General features: G+C 63.0%; 16 protein-coding genes. 10 read left to right on the plus strand and 6 right to left on the minus strand.

Annotated features, from left to right (window positions below; all coding sequences use genetic code 11):
* Positions 1 to 56 precede the first annotated feature (56 nt).
* From bamA to IVA80_RS07685, 10 genes are all read left to right on the plus strand, one after another.
* Entirely contained in the window at positions 57 to 2,594 is a 2,538-nt protein-coding gene (gene bamA, locus IVA80_RS07640; RefSeq protein WP_247427468.1) for an outer membrane protein assembly factor BamA, read from the plus strand.
* Between the two features lie 137 nt (positions 2,595 to 2,731).
* Entirely contained in the window at positions 2,732 to 3,799 is a 1,068-nt protein-coding gene (gene lpxD, locus IVA80_RS07645; RefSeq protein ID WP_247427471.1) for a UDP-3-O-(3-hydroxymyristoyl)glucosamine N-acyltransferase, read from the plus strand.
* Positions 3,796 to 4,257, plus strand: a complete 462-nt coding sequence (gene fabZ, locus IVA80_RS07650) for a 3-hydroxyacyl-ACP dehydratase FabZ (protein WP_247427474.1) — start codon at positions 3,796 to 3,798, stop codon at positions 4,255 to 4,257. Before lpxD ends, fabZ begins: the two co-directional genes overlap by 4 nt.
* 54 nt (positions 4,258 to 4,311) lie before the next feature.
* Positions 4,312 to 4,476 (plus strand): hypothetical protein, encoded by a 165-nt coding sequence (locus IVA80_RS07655; protein ID WP_247427477.1) that lies wholly within the window; start codon positions 4,312 to 4,314, stop codon positions 4,474 to 4,476.
* A gap of 62 nt (positions 4,477 to 4,538) precedes the next feature.
* Complete coding sequence (lpxA, locus tag IVA80_RS07660) at positions 4,539 to 5,333, plus strand: acyl-ACP--UDP-N-acetylglucosamine O-acyltransferase (protein WP_247427480.1); 795 nt, start codon at positions 4,539 to 4,541, stop codon at positions 5,331 to 5,333.
* Between the two features lie 19 nt (positions 5,334 to 5,352).
* Positions 5,353 to 6,210, plus strand: coding sequence for a UDP-2,3-diacylglucosamine diphosphatase LpxI (gene lpxI, locus IVA80_RS07665; protein ID WP_247427483.1), 858 nt, complete (start codon positions 5,353 to 5,355; stop codon positions 6,208 to 6,210).
* Positions 6,207 to 7,391 carry a lipid-A-disaccharide synthase gene (gene lpxB, locus IVA80_RS07670; protein WP_247427487.1) on the plus strand — a complete coding sequence of 395 codons (1,185 nt, stop codon included), beginning with the start codon at positions 6,207 to 6,209 and terminating at the stop codon, positions 7,389 to 7,391. The genes lpxI and lpxB overlap by 4 nt, the downstream gene beginning before the upstream one ends.
* 144 nt (positions 7,392 to 7,535) lie before the next feature.
* Positions 7,536 to 7,787 (plus strand): hypothetical protein, encoded by a 252-nt coding sequence (locus IVA80_RS38560; RefSeq protein WP_346347975.1) that lies wholly within the window; start codon positions 7,536 to 7,538, stop codon positions 7,785 to 7,787.
* 324 nt (positions 7,788 to 8,111) lie between these two features.
* Positions 8,112 to 9,263, plus strand: a complete 1,152-nt coding sequence (gene cax, locus IVA80_RS07680; protein WP_247427490.1) for a calcium/proton exchanger — start codon at positions 8,112 to 8,114, stop codon at positions 9,261 to 9,263.
* 135 nt (positions 9,264 to 9,398) lie between these two features.
* Entirely contained in the window at positions 9,399 to 9,854 is a 456-nt protein-coding gene (locus IVA80_RS07685) for a potassium channel family protein (RefSeq protein WP_346347976.1), read from the plus strand.
* Positions 9,855 to 9,970: 116 nt separating this feature from the next.
* Here IVA80_RS07685 and IVA80_RS07690 read toward each other — a convergent pair whose 3' ends face one another.
* The 6 genes from IVA80_RS07690 to IVA80_RS07715 are packed head-to-tail and all read right to left on the minus strand — an operon-like array spanning position 9,971 to position 16,147.
* Positions 9,971 to 10,738 carry an SDR family oxidoreductase gene (locus IVA80_RS07690; protein ID WP_247427492.1) on the minus strand — a complete coding sequence of 256 codons (768 nt, stop codon included), beginning with the start codon at positions 10,736 to 10,738 and terminating at the stop codon, positions 9,971 to 9,973.
* Positions 10,735 to 11,844: an ATP-binding cassette domain-containing protein gene (locus tag IVA80_RS07695; protein ID WP_247427495.1), complete on the minus strand. Its 1,110-nt coding sequence runs from the start codon at positions 11,842 to 11,844 to the stop codon at positions 10,735 to 10,737. Before IVA80_RS07695 ends, IVA80_RS07690 begins: the two co-directional genes overlap by 4 nt.
* A gap of 10 nt (positions 11,845 to 11,854) precedes the next feature.
* Positions 11,855 to 12,712 (minus strand): carbohydrate ABC transporter permease, encoded by an 858-nt coding sequence (locus tag IVA80_RS07700; RefSeq protein ID WP_247427498.1) that lies wholly within the window; start codon positions 12,710 to 12,712, stop codon positions 11,855 to 11,857.
* Entirely contained in the window at positions 12,705 to 13,628 is a 924-nt protein-coding gene (locus IVA80_RS07705; protein WP_247427501.1) for a sugar ABC transporter permease, read from the minus strand. The genes IVA80_RS07700 and IVA80_RS07705 overlap by 8 nt, the downstream gene beginning before the upstream one ends.
* Positions 13,625 to 14,911, minus strand: coding sequence for an ABC transporter substrate-binding protein (locus tag IVA80_RS07710; RefSeq protein ID WP_247427503.1), 1,287 nt, complete (start codon positions 14,909 to 14,911; stop codon positions 13,625 to 13,627). The genes IVA80_RS07705 and IVA80_RS07710 overlap by 4 nt, the downstream gene beginning before the upstream one ends.
* Before the next feature lie 57 nt (positions 14,912 to 14,968).
* Positions 14,969 to 16,147 (minus strand): ROK family transcriptional regulator, encoded by a 1,179-nt coding sequence (locus IVA80_RS07715; protein ID WP_247427906.1) that lies wholly within the window; start codon positions 16,145 to 16,147, stop codon positions 14,969 to 14,971.
* Between the last annotated feature and the right edge of the window lie 375 nt (positions 16,148 to 16,522).

Below are 16,522 nucleotides of genomic sequence, written 5' to 3' on the forward strand. Positions count from 1 at the left end.
CTGCCAGACCGGCTTTGGGGTTGGGTCTGGTACGGAATGATAAGGGCGCGCTGCGCATGAAGTTTGGACTGCGACTCCGGGGGGGCTTGCTTGCAACCCTGATCATGTTCGGCGCGCCGGTGCTTGCCCCGGTTGGGGCTGCTTTTGTGTCTTCGTCTGCGCTTGCTCAGACCGTCCAGTCGATTTCGGTTGAAGGAAATCGCCGCGTCGAGGTGGAGACGATCCGCTCCTATTTCAAGCCGGGTCCGGGTGGGCGCCTGGATCAGGGCGCCATCGATGACGGCCTGAAGGCGCTGATCGAGACCGGCCTGTTCCAGGACGTGCGAATCAACCGCGGCCCCGGTGGCCAGATCGTCGTCTCCGTGGTGGAAAACCCGGTGATCGGCCGCATCGCGTTCGAGGGCAACAAGAAGATCAAGGACGAGCAGCTCACCGCCGAAGTCCAGTCCAAGGCGCGCGGCACCTTCTCCCGTGCCATGGTGCAGTCCGACACGCTGCGAATCGCCGAAATCTATCGCCGTTCCGGCCGCTACGACGTGCGTGTCACGCCCGAGGTCATCGAGCAGCCGAACAACCGCGTCGACCTGATCTTCACGGTCGATGAGGGTGCCAAGACCGGCGTCAAGTCGATCGAGTTCGTCGGCAACAACGCGTTCTCGTCCTACCGCCTGCGCGACATCATCAAGACGCACGAATCGAATCTGCTGAGCTTCCTCGCCAGCAACGACATCTATGATCCCGATCGCGTCGAAGCCGACCGCGACCTGATCCGCCGCTTCTATCTCAAGAACGGTTTCGCCGACGTCCAGGTCGTGGCCGCGCTCACCGAATACGATCCGGAGAAGAAGGGCTTCCTCGTCACCTTCAAGATCGAGGAGGGCGCTCAGTACCGCGTCGGTGCGATCGACTTCCGCTCCAGCATTGCGAACTTCGATCCGACCTCGATGCGTGCCTATTCGCGCGTCAATGTCGGCGCGCTCTACAACGTCGAATCGGTCGAGAAGTCGGTCGAGGAAATGCAGATCGAGGCGTCGCGCCGCGGCTATGCCTTCGCCGTGGTCCGCCCCGGCGGTGACCGCAATTTCGAGGCGCACACCGTCTCCGTCGTGTTCAACATCGACGAGGGCCCGCGCACTTATATCGAGCGCATCAACGTCCGCGGCAACACCCGTACGCGCGACTATGTGATCCGGCGCGAGTTCGACATCTCCGAGGGCGATGCCTACAACCGTGCGCTGGTCGATCGTGCCGAGCGCCGCCTGAAGAACCTCGACTACTTCAAGACCGTGAAGATCACGACGGAGCCGGGCTCCTCCAGCGACCGCGTGGTCCTGATCGTCGATCTCGAAGAGAAATCGACCGGCGACTTCTCGATCTCGGGCGGTTACTCCACGACTGACGGCGCGCTCGCCGAAGTCTCGATCTCCGAGCGAAATTTGCTCGGCCGCGGCCTGTTCGCCAAGGCGTCGGTGACTTACGGCCAGTACGCGCGCGGCTACTCGCTGTCATTCGTCGAGCCGTACCTGCTCGACTACCGCGTCGCGCTCGGCCTCGACCTCTATCAGCGCGAGCAGCTGTCCAACAGCTACATTTCCTATGGCACCAAGACGCTGGGCTTCAGCCCGCGCCTCGGCTTCTCCTTGCGTGAAGATCTGGCGCTTCAGCTGCGTTACTCGGTCTACCAGCAGGAAATTACGCTGCCGTATTACCTGTCGAACTGTAATAACGTCTTGGGATCGTCGGCGTTTAATCCGAGCCCGGCCTTCGCCAATACGCAAACGCCGCCGATTGATCTGACCTCGACCGGTGGCCTCGGTTGCTACAGCGACGGCGAAGCCTCGCTGCCGGTGCGCAAGGAGCTTGCCAACGGCAAGACGCTGACCTCGGCGCTCGGCTACACGCTGACCTACAACACGCTGGACAACAACAAGAACCCCACCGACGGTCTGCTCGTCGACTTCCGGCAGGACTTCGCCGGCGTCGGCGGCGACGTCTCCTACCTGAAGTCCGTTGTCGACGCGAAATACTATGCTCCGCTGGTGTCGGACATCGTCGGCCTCGTCCGCGTCCAGGGCGGCATGCTGAACAAGATCGGCGAGGATCTGCGCATGCTCGACCACTTCCAGATGGGTCCGAACCTGGTCCGCGGCTTTGCCCCGAACGGCATCGGCCCGCGTGATTTGAATCCCTTTGGCACGCAGGACGCGCTTGGCGGCACCAAGTACTGGGGCGCTTCGCTCGAATTGCAGATGCCGTTCTGGTTCCTGCCGAAGGAAGTCGGTCTGAAGGGTGCGGTCTACGCTGACGCCGGCGGCCTTTTCGACTATCAGGGTCCGACGACGTGGTCGGTAACCAATGAAATGACCACGACCAGGAATTCGAACTGTACGGCGTCGACCGTCAATCCGCCTACGGCTGGAACCTGTACCGGCCTGGTGTATGACAACGGCAATGTCGTCCGTTCGTCGGTCGGTGTCGGCCTGATCTGGCAGTCGCCATTCGGACCGCTGCGGTTCGACTACGCCGTACCGCTCACCAAGGGCAAGTATGACCGCACGCAGGAGTTCCGGTTCGGCGGCGGCACCTCGTTCTAATTCGATCAGCAGGGCATGATCCGTCCCCTTGGGTTTTCCTTGGGGGCCGGTCTCCAAAAAGATCGTGCTCAGTCCATGAGATAAGGCATGATGCGGCCTCATCGCTTCATGCCGAAGCCGGACCGCGACGGGGTGGAATGGCGCAGCCGACCTTCTTCAAAAAGCCGCCGACCTCAGCGCTGGCTGACATTGCTCTGCTGAGCAAGGCGCAGCTGGTCGATCCCGCCAGGGGCGGCCAAATCATCACGGGTCTGGCTTCGCTCGACGAAGCCGGCCCGATGCATCTGGCGTTCTTCGACAACGTCAAATATGCCGATGAGCTCAAGGCGACCAGGGCCGGCGCCTGCCTGGTCAGTCCGCGCTTCGAAGCCCAGGTGCCCGCGCATGTGGCCGTGCTGCGGACGGCGCAGCCGTTTCGCGCCTTCGTCGAGCTCGCCCGGGAATGGCACGGTGACGCGTTGCGCCCGCAGTCCTGGGTCGCCAATGATGGCATTGCGCCGTCGGCCATCATCGATCCCTCGGCGCGGCTGGAGGACGACGTCATCGTCGATCCCCTGGCCGTCATCGGCCCGGAGGTCGAGATCGGCAGCGGCACCGTGATCGGCGCGGGCGCAGTCATCGGCCCCGGCGTCAAGATCGGCCGGGACTGCAATGTCGGCGCCCGCACGGCCATCCAGTGCGCGCTGATCGGCAACAACGTGCTGATCCATCCCGGCTGCTCGATTGGCCAGGACGGCTACGGCTTCATCTTCTTCGGGCCCGAGGGCCATCTGAAGGTGCCCCAGACCGGCCGCGTGCTGATCCAGAACAATGTGGAAGTCGGCGCCGGTACCACCATCGATCGCGGATCCCTGCGCGACACCGCGATTGGGGAGGGCACCAAAATCGACAATCAGGTCCAGATCGGCCACAATGTGACCATTGGCCGGCACTGCCTGCTGGCAGCCCAGATCGGGCTCGCCGGCAGCCTGACCATCGGCGATAACGTGGCGCTGGGAGCAAAGGTTGGCATCAACAATCACCTCAAGATCGGCGATGGAGCCCAGGTGACTGCGATGAGCGGCGTCAAGGACGACATTCCGCCGGGCGGACGCTGGGGCGGTTTTTTCGCCAAGCCGACCAGGCAGTGGTTCAAGGAGATTTTGGCGGTGGAGCGCCTCGCGCGTGAGAGCAAGGCCGATCCAAAGCAGGAGGAACGGGAGTGACGGAGGAAGCACCGGTCAGGTTCGAGCTTGTGGACATCAACATGATCCTGCAAACGCTCCCGCATCGCTTTCCGATGCTGCTGATCGATCGGGTGATCAACATCCGCACCGATTACAGCGGCATCGGCATCAAGAACGTCACCTTCAACGAGCCGCCGTTCCAAGGCCATTTCCCGGATCGCCCGGTCTATCCCGGCGTGATGATGATCGAGGCGATGGCGCAGACTGCGGGCGTGATCGGCATCAAGTCCGTCGAGGGCACCGAAAAGCCGCGGGCGGTTTATTTCCTCACCATCGACAAGTGCAAGTTCCGCAAACCCGTGCTGCCCGGGGACACGATCGAATATCACATGCGTTCGATCGGACGCCGCAAGGCGATGTGGTGGTTTCACGGCGACGCCAAGGTCAACGGCCAGGTCGTTGCGGAAGCCGACGTCGGCGCCATGCTGACGGACTGAGCGGCAAGGACTACGCTCTCAAGGCGCGGCGCCCACACCGTTTTTGATCGGCCGTTGATCGGCCTGATGCGCGCGCGGCCAGGATCGGCCCTGTTCCGCATCACGCGCGCCCTGAAGCTTCGGATGAAGTCGTTGATGCATCAAGACGACCGGCTCAACCGCCGCTTGAAACAGGCCGAGATCATACGTCACTGGACAGATCGGGCGCAGTCGCGCTAACCACCGGAAAACTTAGCGACTTCAACACATAATCAGACCTTCTTGATGAGTCAGATTGCTTGATGAGTAAGATTGATCCCACCGCACGGGTCGAGGACGGCGCCGTGATCGGCGAGGGCACCGAGATCGGGCCCTTTTGCATCATCGGCCCGAATGCGGTGATCGGCGCGAATTGCAAGCTGATCGGACAAGTCACGGTCATCGGCCACACCTCGATCGGCGACGGCTGCGTGATCTCGCCGTTCGCGGTGCTGGGCGGTGCGCCCCAGGATCTCAGCTACAAGGGCGAGCCGACCAGGCTTGAGATCGGTTCCAGCTGCACCATCCGCGAAGGCGCGACGATGAATGTCGGCACCATCAAGGGCGGCGGGCTGACGCGCGTAGGCGATGGCGGCTACTTCATGAACAACAGCCATGTCGGCCATGACTGCATGGTCGGCAACAACGTGATCTTCGCGACGTCGGCGACGCTCGGCGGCCACTGCGAGATCGGCGACTTCGTCTATATCGGCGGCCTGTCGGCGGTGCATCAGCTCACGCGAATCGGCCAGCAGGTGATGGTCGGAGGCGTCTGCGGCGTGCGCGACGACATCATTCCGTTCGGCCTCGCCAATGGCCAGTATGCGGCGCTGGAAGGTCTCAATCTGATCGGCATGAAGCGGCGGCAGTTCAGCAGGGAGCGGCGCGCAACCGTGCAATCGTTCTATCAGAAGCTCTTCCACGGCCCCGGCACCTTCGCCGAGCGCCTCGCGGCGGCCCAGCCGCTCGCGAGCGAAGATTCCGCGATAGCCGAGATCCTCGACTTCATCGGCAAGCGCAAGCATCGCCCGATCTGTCTTCCCGCCATCGCGAAGTGATGTCGGGATGGCCGCGGGCATGACATCGGCGGCTCCGGAGATTTCGTCGCCGGTCGGTGTGGTCGCCGGCGGCGGCGCCATGCCGTTCGCGGTCGCCGACTCGCTTGCCGCGCGCGGCATCACGCCGGTGCTGTTCCCGCTGCGTGGCGCCTGCGATCCGACCCGGGTTGAGAAATTCCGCCATCGCTGGATCTCGGTCGGCCAGCTCGGCCGCGCGATGCGGCTGTTCCGCGAAGAAGGCTGCCGCGACCTGATCTTCATCGGCACCTTGGTGCGGCCCTCGCTCTCCGAGATCCGGTTCGACGTCACGACGCTGCGGCTGCTCGGCAATGTCATCCGCGCTTTTCGTGGCGGCGACGATCATTTGTTGTCCGGCGTCGGGCGCATTCTCGAGCAGGGCGGGTTTCGCATGGTCGGCATCAGGGATATCGCGCCCGATCTCCTGATGCCCGAGGGCTGCATCAGTCGCGCCTGGCCGAGCGACAACGGCAAGACCGACATCGAGCGCGGACGCGCGGTGCTGGCTGCACTTGGTCCGTTCGATATCGGCCAGGCCGCGGTCGTGATCGACGGCCATGTGGTGGCGGTCGAGGATATCGAGGGCACCGACGCGCTGCTCGCGCGCGTGGCGCGCCTGCGCGAAGAAGGTCGCATCCGCGCTGCGACAGGACGCGGGGTGCTGGTGAAGGTGCCGAAGAGCGGGCAGGATTTGCGCTTCGACCTGCCGACGATCGGCCCGCGCACCCTCGAGGGCATCGCCAAGGCCGGCCTTGCCGGCATCGCCGTCGTCGCCGGCAACACCATCGCCGCCGAGCCGCAGGCGATGATCTCGCTCGCCGACGCCAAATATCTCTTTGTCATCGGCCTGCCGGCGTGATGCAGGGCCGCGATCCCAAGCGGAAGATATTCCTGATCGCGACGGAGGAATCCGGCGACCGGCTCGGCAGCGCCTTGATGAAGGTGTTGCGCCAGCGGCTCGGCGACGCAGTGCAGTTCGTCGGCATCGGCGGCCGGACCATGGCGCGCGAGGGGCTCGAGACGCTGTTTCCGATCGAGGAGCTGTCGATCGTCGGGTTCGCGGCAGTGGTGCAGCAGCTGCCAAAGATCCTGCGGCTGATCCGCGAGACCGCAGATGCCGTGACCGAGGCCTCGCCCGACGCGCTCGTCATTATCGACAGTCCCGATTTTACTCATCGCGTCGCCCGTCGCGTACGCGCGCGCAATCCCGCGATCCCGGTCGTCGACTATGTCTCGCCGCAGCTCTGGGCCTGGCGGCCGGGACGGGCGCGGACCATGCTCGGCTATGTCGATCATGTGCTCGGCTTGTTGCCGTTCGAGCCGGAGGAATACCGCAAGCTCGGCGGGCCGCCATGCAGCTATGTCGGCCATCCCCTGATCGAGCAGTTGTCGTCGCTGCGGCCGAATGCGGAGGAGCAGAGGCGCCGCGACGGCGAGCCGCCGGTGTTGCTGGTGCTGCCCGGCAGCCGCCGCAGCGAGATCAGGCACCATCTCGAAATGTTCGGCGCAACGGTCGGACGGCTCCAGGCCGAAGGCCGCGCCTTCGAACTGAAGCTGCCGACCATGCCGCATCTCGAAGCCACAATCCGCGAAGGGATCGCGAGCTGGCCCGTCAAGCCGCAAATCGTGATCGGCGAGAACGAGAAGCGCGCCGCCTTCCGGATCGCGCGCGCGGCGCTGGCCAAATCCGGCACCGTGACGCTGGAGCTCGCGCTGTCGGGGATTCCGATGGTGACGGCCTATCGCGTCGGCGCGATCGAAGCCTTCATCCTGCGCCGCGCGATCCGCGTTTCTTCGGTGATCCTCGCCAATCTCGTGATCGGCGAGGACGTCATTCCGGAGTTCTTGCAGGAGGATTGCGCGCCGGAGAATCTGGCGCCTGCGCTGTCGGAGCTTCTGACGGATTCACCGCTGCGCCGCCGGCAGGTCGAGGCCTTCGCACGGCTCGACACCATCATGTCGACCGGCAACAAGTCGCCGAGCGTGCTCGCCGCCGACATCGTGCTCGCGACGATGCGCAAGGGCACGCGGGCGAGCTAGGACGTGTACTCATAAACGTCGGCTTACCAGCGCAAAGCGGAAGTCTCCCACCTTGGGCGTGATCGGCGGCTTGTGACCCGGAGCGGACATGATGGCAGCTCCGTTTTACCGCGTATTTGACGTTGCGCGTCATCCGAAGCGTCGATGCCGCCCGGCTCGGCGAGCCCTTCGAGGCGGGCCGCGATATTGACGCCGTCGCCGAAAATATCGTTCATCGATGCTGATGTCGCCAACGTGAATGCCGATGCGAAATTCGATCCACTTATTTTGTGGCACACTGCTGTTTTGCTTTGCCATGGCGTGCTGAATTTCAGCGGCACCTCTCGCAGCGTCGACGACGCTCGCGAACTCGGCCAACAGGCCGTCGCCAGGGCCTTAACTATCCGCCCTCGATGAGCGGCGATTATCGGATCAACAAGTGTCTTCCTGAGCGTCGTGAGCTGGACCAGCGTGCCTTCTTCGTCGCACCCATCAAACGGCTATATCCGACGACGTCCGCTGCCAGAACGGTCGCTGATCGGCGTTGGAGGGTTTCGTCGGCCACGACGGCGCCTGGGACCAGTTCAGCTCAACATATCAAATTCGGCCGTAAGCGTTGACCGGATTGTGCTACGCTTGATCTGGCGCCGGGGGGCAATGAAGCGACGCGAATTGGTCCACGCTATTGGTAGCGCCGAAGCCACAACGCACTTGTCGCCCCAATAAGTTTCGCGAGGCTCCATGAATCCATTGCTTAAAGAGATTCGTCACAGTCCTCTGCTCTGGTTGCTGGTTTTTGTGCCCGCGCTGTTTGCCGCTCAGAAGCTCAAACCAGAAACGCACACACTGCTTTTTGTGCTGTCTGTCCTGGCAGTCGTTCCACTGGCTGCGCTGCTGAGTCACGCCACCGAATCTGTCGCGGCCAAAACGGGCGATACGGTCGGTGGCTTGCTCAACGCCACGCTCGGAAACCTGACCGAACTTGTCATCGCGCTGACCGCGTTGCACGCGGGGCAACATACCCTGGTGAAGGCATCCATCGCCGGGGCGATTGTCACCAACACGTTGTTCATGTTGGGAGCGTCGTTTCTCCTCGGCGGCCTCAAGCATCACGTGCAGGAATACAACAGGGCCAGCGCCCGCCTGCAAGCGGGTCTGCTCTTTCTGGCCACGGTCGCGATCCTGATTCCGTCGGCGGTCACCGAATCCGATTCCGTGGCGGGGTCGGCGGTCACCGAGACGTTGAGCGTCAGCTTGTCTGTGCTGCTCATCGTCGTGTACGGACTGGGCCTGCTGTTCTCACTCAAGACACATCGCAAGTTTTTCGGCGGTGCGGAGCATGCGGAGGCGGGCGAAGCGCCGTGGCCGTTGGGCCTCGCCCTGGCCACGCTGGCTGGCGTCACTGTACTGGTCGCGCTGGTGAGCGAAGTGTTCGTCGAGTCAGTGCAGCAAGCCGCGGTGGCATTCGGGATGACTCCTGCGTTCGTGGGTTTCATCGTGGTGGCGTTGGTAGGCGGCGCGGCGGAAATGGTCTCGGCGTTTTCAGGCGCGCGCAAGAACCGCCTGGACCTGAGTGTGGGCATCGCGCTGGGAAGCGCATCCCAAATCGCGCTCTTCGTCGCTCCGGTGCTTGTACTGCTCAGTTACGTCATCGGCCCAGCACCGATGAACCTGCAGTTCTGGCCGGGCGCAGTGGTAATGATGCTCATCGCCACCATGACCGCGTCTCTGATGACCAACGGCGGACGCTCGGCATGGTTTGTCGGAGTGCTTGTCCTGACGGTCTACCTGATTTTCGCCATGACGCTTTACTTGTTGCCGCCCCGGCTACAAGGTGAAGGGAATAGGCCTCTAAAACAACTGACCACTCTACTGCCGGCGAATACCAGGTGAGCAAGCTCGAGACTCTTGACGCCGCGCCGGAAATAAAACGGTCAAAACACAAAGCCGAATTTACTTTGGCTTAGGCCGTCATTGCAGCGAGTGCCGAGTTGCCTTAGTCCTTACTTTGGGCCGGAGCGGACCGGAGTGACAGTCCGCATCACCGGAGCGATCCGTATGCTGCGCCAGTTGCTCGTGAGCATTGCAGTCAGTCTTTGCAACATTGCGACCCAAGCCCTCGTGATGGCAGCCGTATTGCGGGTGGCGCGCGTCGCGAATGAACGTGAAACATCGCATCAATCGTTTCGACTGATCGTCGTCATGACTGCGACCGTATCGGTCTTGATGGCCGCGCATATTGCTGAAGTTGTCGCTTGGTCAATTGCGTACGCCATTGTCGGCGTAGCACCTGCCGGCACTGATCTCATCTATTTTGCCTTTGTAAACTACACGACACTTGGTTACGGCGACGTGACTCCGTTACAGCGCTGGCACCTGCTTGGGCCATTGACGGCGATGAACGGCGTGCTGTTGTTTGGTTGGTCGACCGCTGTCATTTTTGCGGTCTTGCAGAAAGCTTTGATGACAGGAATTTCAAGATGATCGAATGGGAAAGGGGATGTCGGCTTCTGGCCCAACTCGGACTTGGGTGAGGTGCGCCAACGCGGCTGCTATCGGAGACGGAGCGGACCTCTACGAACAGCAGCTCGAATCATGCTCTAGCCGAGACCCGCGTCGATCTGAAAACACTGCCGGGTGATGCGCTGGCTCTCGTCGGAGGCGAGGAACAGCGCCATGTTTGCGATGTCGTCGGGCGCCACCGCGTCGGGAATGGCCTGACGCGTGCGCAGCTTGGCGATCGCCTGCTCGTCCGGATACCACAGCCGGCGCTGACGCTCGGTGATCACCATCCCCGGCGCTATCGCGTTGACGCGGATGCGGTCGGGACCGACCAGCCGGGCCAGGGAGTTGGTGAAGCCGACGATCGCGGCCTTTGCCGCGGCGTAGACCGGCAGCGCCGGCGCGCCGCGCATCCAGGCAATCGACGACATGTTGATGATCGAACCGCCGCCGCGTGCCTGCATCTGCGGCACCACCGCTTGCGCGGCAAAGAAGACGTGCTTGAGGTTGACGCCGATCATCCAGTCGAACTCGGCCGGGGTCACCTCGGCCAGTTCCTGGCGCTGATCATTGGCGGCGTTGTTGACGAGGACCGCAGCATCGCCAAGCGATCCGTGGACCTGCGCCATGGCGCCGCGCAAGGCGTCGATGTCGAGAAGATCGCACGGCACGAACAGTGGTACGGTTCCGGCCAAGGCCTTCACTTCCGCGACCAGCGCCCGGCCGGCTGCTTCATCGAGATCCAGGAGCGCGACGCGAGCACCTTGGGCCGCGAACGCCCGCACAATGGCGGCACCGATGCCGCTGGCGCCACCGGTGATCAATACCACGCGGTCCTTGAGACCGGCATAGCTCGTCTTTGTCATGCGATCAGTCGCTCCGTCTCGGGGTCGAACAGGCAGATGCGGCGCGTGTCGAGCGCGAAGGGGGCGTGGGCGCCTGGTGTGGGGCGGATATCCGGCGTGATGCGCGCCAGCGCAGGCTCGCCGCCAAGCCGCAGCAGCACGATCGTTTCGGCCCCCGTCGGCTCGACCATCTCCACCGGCGCGTTGACGACGACGGGCGCATCGCCGGAAAATACGCGGCTGCCCTCGGCGATGCATTCCGGCCTGATTCCGACCACCACGTCACGGCCGACGAAGGGTGCCGCTGCGTCGTATTGCCCAAGGCGGAGGCGAACCTCGTCCGGCCTTCCTGCGCCGATCACGGCCACAGGCCCGCCGGCAGCGGCCTCGAGCCGTGCCGGCATCGTGTTCATCGGCGGCGAGCCCATGAAACGGGCCACGAACAGATTGGCGGGATAGCGATACACGGTATCAGGGTCGGCAAACTGCTGCACCACGCCCCGATGCATCACGGCGATGCGCGTCGCCATCGTCATCGCCTCGATCTGGTCGTGGGTGACATAGACGATGATGGCGCCGATGCGCTGGTGCAGCCGCTTGATCTCCATCCGCATCTCGACGCGCAGCTTGGCGTCGAGATTTGAGAGCGGCTCGTCGAACAGAAAGAGCAGGGGATCGCGCACCAGCGCCCGGCCCATCGCCACACGCTGGCGCTGGCCGCCGGAGAGCTGCGCCGGCTTGCGCCCGAGCAGCGGCTCGATCTGGAGCAGCTTGGCCACATTCGCCAGCGCCTTCTCCTGCTCCGCTTTCGGCACGTGGCGGCATTCCATGCCGAAGGTGATGTTCTGGTGCACCGTCATCGACGGATAGAGCGCGTAGGATTGGAACACCATGGCGATGTCGCGGTCCTTCGGCGGAATGTCGTTGACGACACGTCCGCCGATTTCCACGGTGCCTGCACTCGGGCGGTCGAGCCCGGCGATGATGTTGAGCAGCGTGGACTTGCCGCAGCCCGATGGGCCGACCAGCACGGTGAATTCACCGCTCTCGATGTCGAGGTCGATGCCCTTCAGCACCTCCAGACTGGCGTAGCGCTTGGACAGGGAGCGAATGCTTAGTGCTGCCATGACAATCCCATCATTTCACGGCCCCGGCGGTAAGGCCGCGCACGAAATACTTGCCGCCGATCAGATAGATCAGCAGGGTGGGCAGGGCGGCGATCATCACCGCCGCGCTTTGCACGCCGTGCTGCGGGATGTCGGCGACCGCGGCGGATAGCGCGATCAGCGCGGCGGTGACCGGCTGCTGCTGACCGGTCGTGAATGTCACGCCGTAGAGAAACTCGTTCCAGATATGCGTGAACTGCCAGATCACGGTGACGACCAGAATAGGCGGCGAGAGCGGCAGGATAATGCGCCAGAAAATACGAAAGAACCCTGCGCCATCGATGCGCGCAGCTCTTATCAACTCCTGCGGGATGGCAGTGTAGTAGTTTCGGCAGAACAAAGTGGTAAAGGAGAGCCCCTGGATCGTGTGGATCACGACCAGGCCCGTTAGCGTGTTCATCAGGCCCGTATCGCGCAACACGATGGTCCAGGGAAGCAAGCGCATCTGCTGGGGAAGGAAGAGGCCCAGAGTCACGATGCCGTAGATCCAGCTATCGCCACGAAAACGCCAGAGCGACACGGCGTAACCGGCAATCGCACCGAGCAGGGTAGAGAAGATCGTCGCGGGAATCGTGACGAGCGCGGAGTTCAGCATGTACGGCCGTATGCCGGCGCAGGTCTCAGCGACGCAGAAACCGCTCCAGGCAGCGGCGTAGTTACTCCATGCCCATTGTTTCGGCCAGCCGATCATCGAGGCCTGTGCGATCTCCTCGTTGGTACGGAGCGAGTTCAGCACGACAACAGCCAATGGCGCGAGCCATGCTGCAGCGATCAGCGAGACGATGAGATAGATCAGAAGCCGGCTTGGTGCGAAGGTTCGGTCACGCATGGATCGCCTGCCGCCGCTGGACATATCGCCACGCTGCGTAGGGCAGCAAAACCGCGAGGAGAATGAGCAACATGAGCACTGCCGCCGCCGCTCCCCGTCCGAGCAGGCTGCGCTGGAACATCAGGTCATAGACGACAAGGGCCGGCAGCTGGGTGGCGATCCCGGGCCCGCCATTGGTGAGCGCGCGGACGAGGTCGAAGGTCGAAATCGCGAACTGCAGCTGGATGACGATAACGGTGATGGTGATCGGCCAAAGGGTCGGCAGGATGACGCGCCGGTACATTCGGATCGGTCCGGCGCCGTCGATCTGTGCGGCCTTGATCAGGTCTGCGTCGACTGAGCGAAGGCCGGCGAGGAAAAGCGCCATGGCGAAACCGGAGGATTGCCAGATCGCAGCGATGACAATGGTCCAGATGGCCATGTCGCGGTCGATCAGCCAGTCGAACCGGAAGGAGGTCCAGCCGAGGTCGTGGACCAGCTTCTGGATCCCGAGGCCAGGATTGAGCAGCCAACTCCAGACCGTGCCGGTGACCACGAATGACACAGCCAGGGGATAGAGGAAGATGGATCGCAGCAGGTTCTCTCCGCGAATGCGCTGATCGAGCAGGATCGCAAGGATGAGGCCGGTCGCCAGACTCAGCAACACGAAGGCGCTGCCGAACAGCAGCAGGTTGTCCAAGGCAATCTGCCAGTTCCGCGATGCTGCAACGGCAGAATAATTGCGCAAACCCACCCAGCCCGAGACCGGGACCAGAGTGGATGGTGTGAACGATATCCAGATCGTCCACAGCGAGAACGCAATGAGGTGCGCGGCGGACAACAGCAGCGGCACCCAGATCGTCAGATATTCAGGCAGCCGGCGTACCAAGTCAAAAGTCGCCGACCGGCCCGGTCTTGTCGAGATAGCGATGTTCAACGTGCGCCCTCGACGGCCTCGGCAAGGCGTGTGACCGCTTGCTCAGGCTTTATCGTCTTGTTCTTCACGTACTCCGTGATCACGTCGATCATCGCTGCGGTCATACCGTTTTCCTGCGCCATATTATGCGCAAGACTAAGGACGGCCTGATTGCTGGCGATAGCATCTTTCAGGGCTGTTGCGGTCCGCCGTTGACCGTCCGACCAGCCTTCGCCGGACAGATCGACATCGGTGCGCACGGGTATGGATCCCGTGATCTGCGAATACATCGTCTGGATCGCTGGATCCATGACGAGCTGGGCCATTAGCGTCTGGCCGGCCTGCAAATCGGGCTCCTTACGCTGCCAGAATATGAAGGCATCGGCATTCAACAGGAAGACCGGCTTGCTATTGTCGCTCGGGCCCGGGGCGATGATGAAGTCGTCGAACTTGAAACCGGCGTTGCGCAATACGCCCTGCGCCCACCCGCCCATGATCATCATGCCCATGTCGCCGTCGACGAAGCGCTTCAGGTTGGTCGAAAAGTGCTGGGCGCCGACGTTGGGGTCCATCCAGTCGGCGATCTTGCGTACCTGTACGAAGGCAGCCTTTATCTCGGGGCCCTCCAAGGCCTTCTTGTCGAGATTCATGATGGCTGCGCGGTATGCAGTGGGACTGATGCCTGCCAAAGCGGCCTCGAATTTTTGGCCGTCGTCCGGGCGGGTGCCACCGTTGGCGATGGGATAAGGGACTCCGCCTGCTTTCATCTTCTCGGCGAGATCGTTGAACTCAGCCCATGTGACGGGGATCTTGTCGGCCTTGGCCTTGTCCATCGCGCGTTTGGAGAGAAACAGCATGTTGGTGCTGTAGATCTGCAACGGCAGTGCAATCCACTTGCCCCCCGGCTTGTGCAATTTTGCAAGGTCTGGAGCGACAACCTTTTCGTAGCCGGCGGCAGCCACGACGGCGTCGAGATCGACGGTTGGGGCAATCTTCGACCAGGCTGCAATCTCGGGACCTTTGAGCTGCGAGCAGGCCGGTGGATCGCCGGCCATGATCTGGGCACGCAGCTTGTTCATCATCTCGGTGGTGAACCCGGGGACGGGCGAGTGCTGCCAAATCCCGCCCTTCTCGTCGAATTTCTTGCCGAGCGCCGTGATGGCCGCCCCGTCGCTACCTGCGGACCATTGCGAGATCGCAGTCAGACGCGGCTTGATCGCGCCTTGCGCGCGGGCAAATGCCGGCAGCGCGAGCGCGGCAGCAGATCCGGCGAGCAGACGGCGCCTTGTTGTTGTGATCGGCATGGCAAGTTCCTCCCGGTGTGAACTCTTTCGCGCGAGAGCCGCGCGGCATCAGGTATCTCAGGCGGCCTCGGCCGATGCGGCCGGCATGCCGCCGCGACAAGCGAGGCAGAAAGCCGCGAATGCAAGCGCCGCCCGCGGATCGTTGCCATTCGACGGCGGCACGAAAGCGAGCGACACTTGCGCGTGCTTGCGACCGCCCAACAGGCATGCGTCGATCCCCTCGACGAGAGCGTTGCGATCGTCCTCGGTGAGAAGCGACGGCCAGCCGCTGATCGCGACGCCGTTGCATGGCTTCACGTTCAGCGTGTTGCCGATCGCAAGGCCAAGCCGGAACAGCCGCCGGCGCAATTCCTGCCGCACGCGCGACGAGAGCGGCATCGCGGTCACCCATTCGCTGCCGAGTTGAAGCAACTCGGCTTCGGCGACGCCAAGAAGCTCGGCCAAAGCGGGAAGCGACGTATAGGCCTCGACGCAGCCATGATGACCACAGCGGCAACGCGGTCCGTCAGCTCCGAACACCATGTGACCGAGTTCGACCGGCTGGAGGGCATCGTCCTCGATCGGATCATCCATCCAGGCGCCCGCGACGCCCTGGCCGACGAAGACGAACAGATGCGCGCCGCTGAATGGATAATTCTCCGTGCGGCAACGGTGAAAAATGGCGTGCGCGACGACCGAATTGGTGAACTCGACCGGCACGCTGGCAAACGTCTCGCCGAGCATCTCGCTGATACGCCCGACGTCGCAGGGAATGATCGGATTGCTTGATGCGCCCAACCGGCCGAGGCCCGGAATGGAGACGCCGATCTGCGCGAGAGGGATGCGCCGGCGCCGGGTCCAGTCGCGCAGCAATGTCATCGCCTCGCGAAACGCCCGGCCGACGGCCGCAACGGTCGGCGTCTTTGGTAGCGGCACATGCCCGGTGTAGTGCAACTCACCCGACAGGCCCCCAACGCCGACGCTGAGCCGCTGGGTGGTGAGTTCGAAAGCCGCGAGCGCCACCGCCCCCTCGAGCGACACGAGGCCCGTCGGACCACCGACATAAGGGGCAGGGCGCCGCACTTCCTCGATCAGGCCTTCGGCTTTCAGATCAAACAGGATGCGCGACAGGCTCGCTTCCGACAGGCGCACGGCCTTGGCCAGCGGCGGGCGAAACGAGCCGCCTGACTGAAGCAGATGAGTCAAAATGGCAGCACGCGTCTGCCGCCGACTTCTCGGCCGCTCCGGCATTTCCATCCCTGTCGTCATTCTTACTTAGTGTAAGAATGTGCGCCCGGAGCATTTCAACTGTCAAGCGCCCGACGGCCTGATGCGTCGACTTGATGTTGTGCGCGGCAGCAAAATCGGATCTGCTGCGATGACAGTGTCACGGCGAACATGATGGTGGCGGTGATCAAACCAGCGCGAGGCCATGCCAATGGTGCGATATCGGCTGCATTGCGTGGGTACGTCCGGCAATTCGTTCAAGGTCGCGCTGTTTCTCAGTTGCGCCGGGATTGTGGAGAAGGCCGATCGGTGTGTCTTCCGGCAGGTTGCGCAATGGCAGTGAATGATGACGCCCGGGGGTGCATCGATTTCGTAGGCGACGCTTCCGCAGAGGCAGCTTCCGTT

The sequence above is a fragment of the Bradyrhizobium sp. 139 genome, from assembly GCF_023074175.1.
Taxonomy (GTDB): domain Bacteria; phylum Pseudomonadota; class Alphaproteobacteria; order Rhizobiales; family Xanthobacteraceae; genus Bradyrhizobium.

What these genes read in the sequence shown, in the direction of transcription:
- bamA (WP_247427468.1), top strand. Translation starts at nt 57, where the DNA reads ATGAAGTTTGGACTGCGACTCCGGGGGGGCTTGCTTGCAACCCTGATC.
- lpxD (WP_247427471.1), top strand. Translation starts at nt 2,732, where the DNA reads ATGGCGCAGCCGACCTTCTTCAAAAAGCCGCCGACCTCAGCGCTGGCT.
- lpxA (WP_247427480.1), top strand. Translation starts at nt 4,539, where the DNA reads ATGAGTAAGATTGATCCCACCGCACGGGTCGAGGACGGCGCCGTGATC.
- lpxI (WP_247427483.1), top strand. Translation starts at nt 5,353, where the DNA reads ATGACATCGGCGGCTCCGGAGATTTCGTCGCCGGTCGGTGTGGTCGCC.
- IVA80_RS38560 (WP_346347975.1), top strand. Translation starts at nt 7,536, where the DNA reads ATGCCGCCCGGCTCGGCGAGCCCTTCGAGGCGGGCCGCGATATTGACG.
- cax (WP_247427490.1), top strand. Translation starts at nt 8,112, where the DNA reads ATGAATCCATTGCTTAAAGAGATTCGTCACAGTCCTCTGCTCTGGTTG.
- IVA80_RS07690 (WP_247427492.1), bottom strand. Translation starts at nt 10,738, where the DNA reads ATGACAAAGACGAGCTATGCCGGTCTCAAGGACCGCGTGGTATTGATC.
- IVA80_RS07695 (WP_247427495.1), bottom strand. Translation starts at nt 11,844, where the DNA reads ATGGCAGCACTAAGCATTCGCTCCCTGTCCAAGCGCTACGCCAGTCTG.
- IVA80_RS07700 (WP_247427498.1), bottom strand. Translation starts at nt 12,712, where the DNA reads ATGCGTGACCGAACCTTCGCACCAAGCCGGCTTCTGATCTATCTCATC.
- IVA80_RS07710 (WP_247427503.1), bottom strand. Translation starts at nt 14,911, where the DNA reads ATGCCGATCACAACAACAAGGCGCCGTCTGCTCGCCGGATCTGCTGCC.
- IVA80_RS07715 (WP_247427906.1), bottom strand. Translation starts at nt 16,147, where the DNA reads ATGGAAATGCCGGAGCGGCCGAGAAGTCGGCGGCAGACGCGTGCTGCC.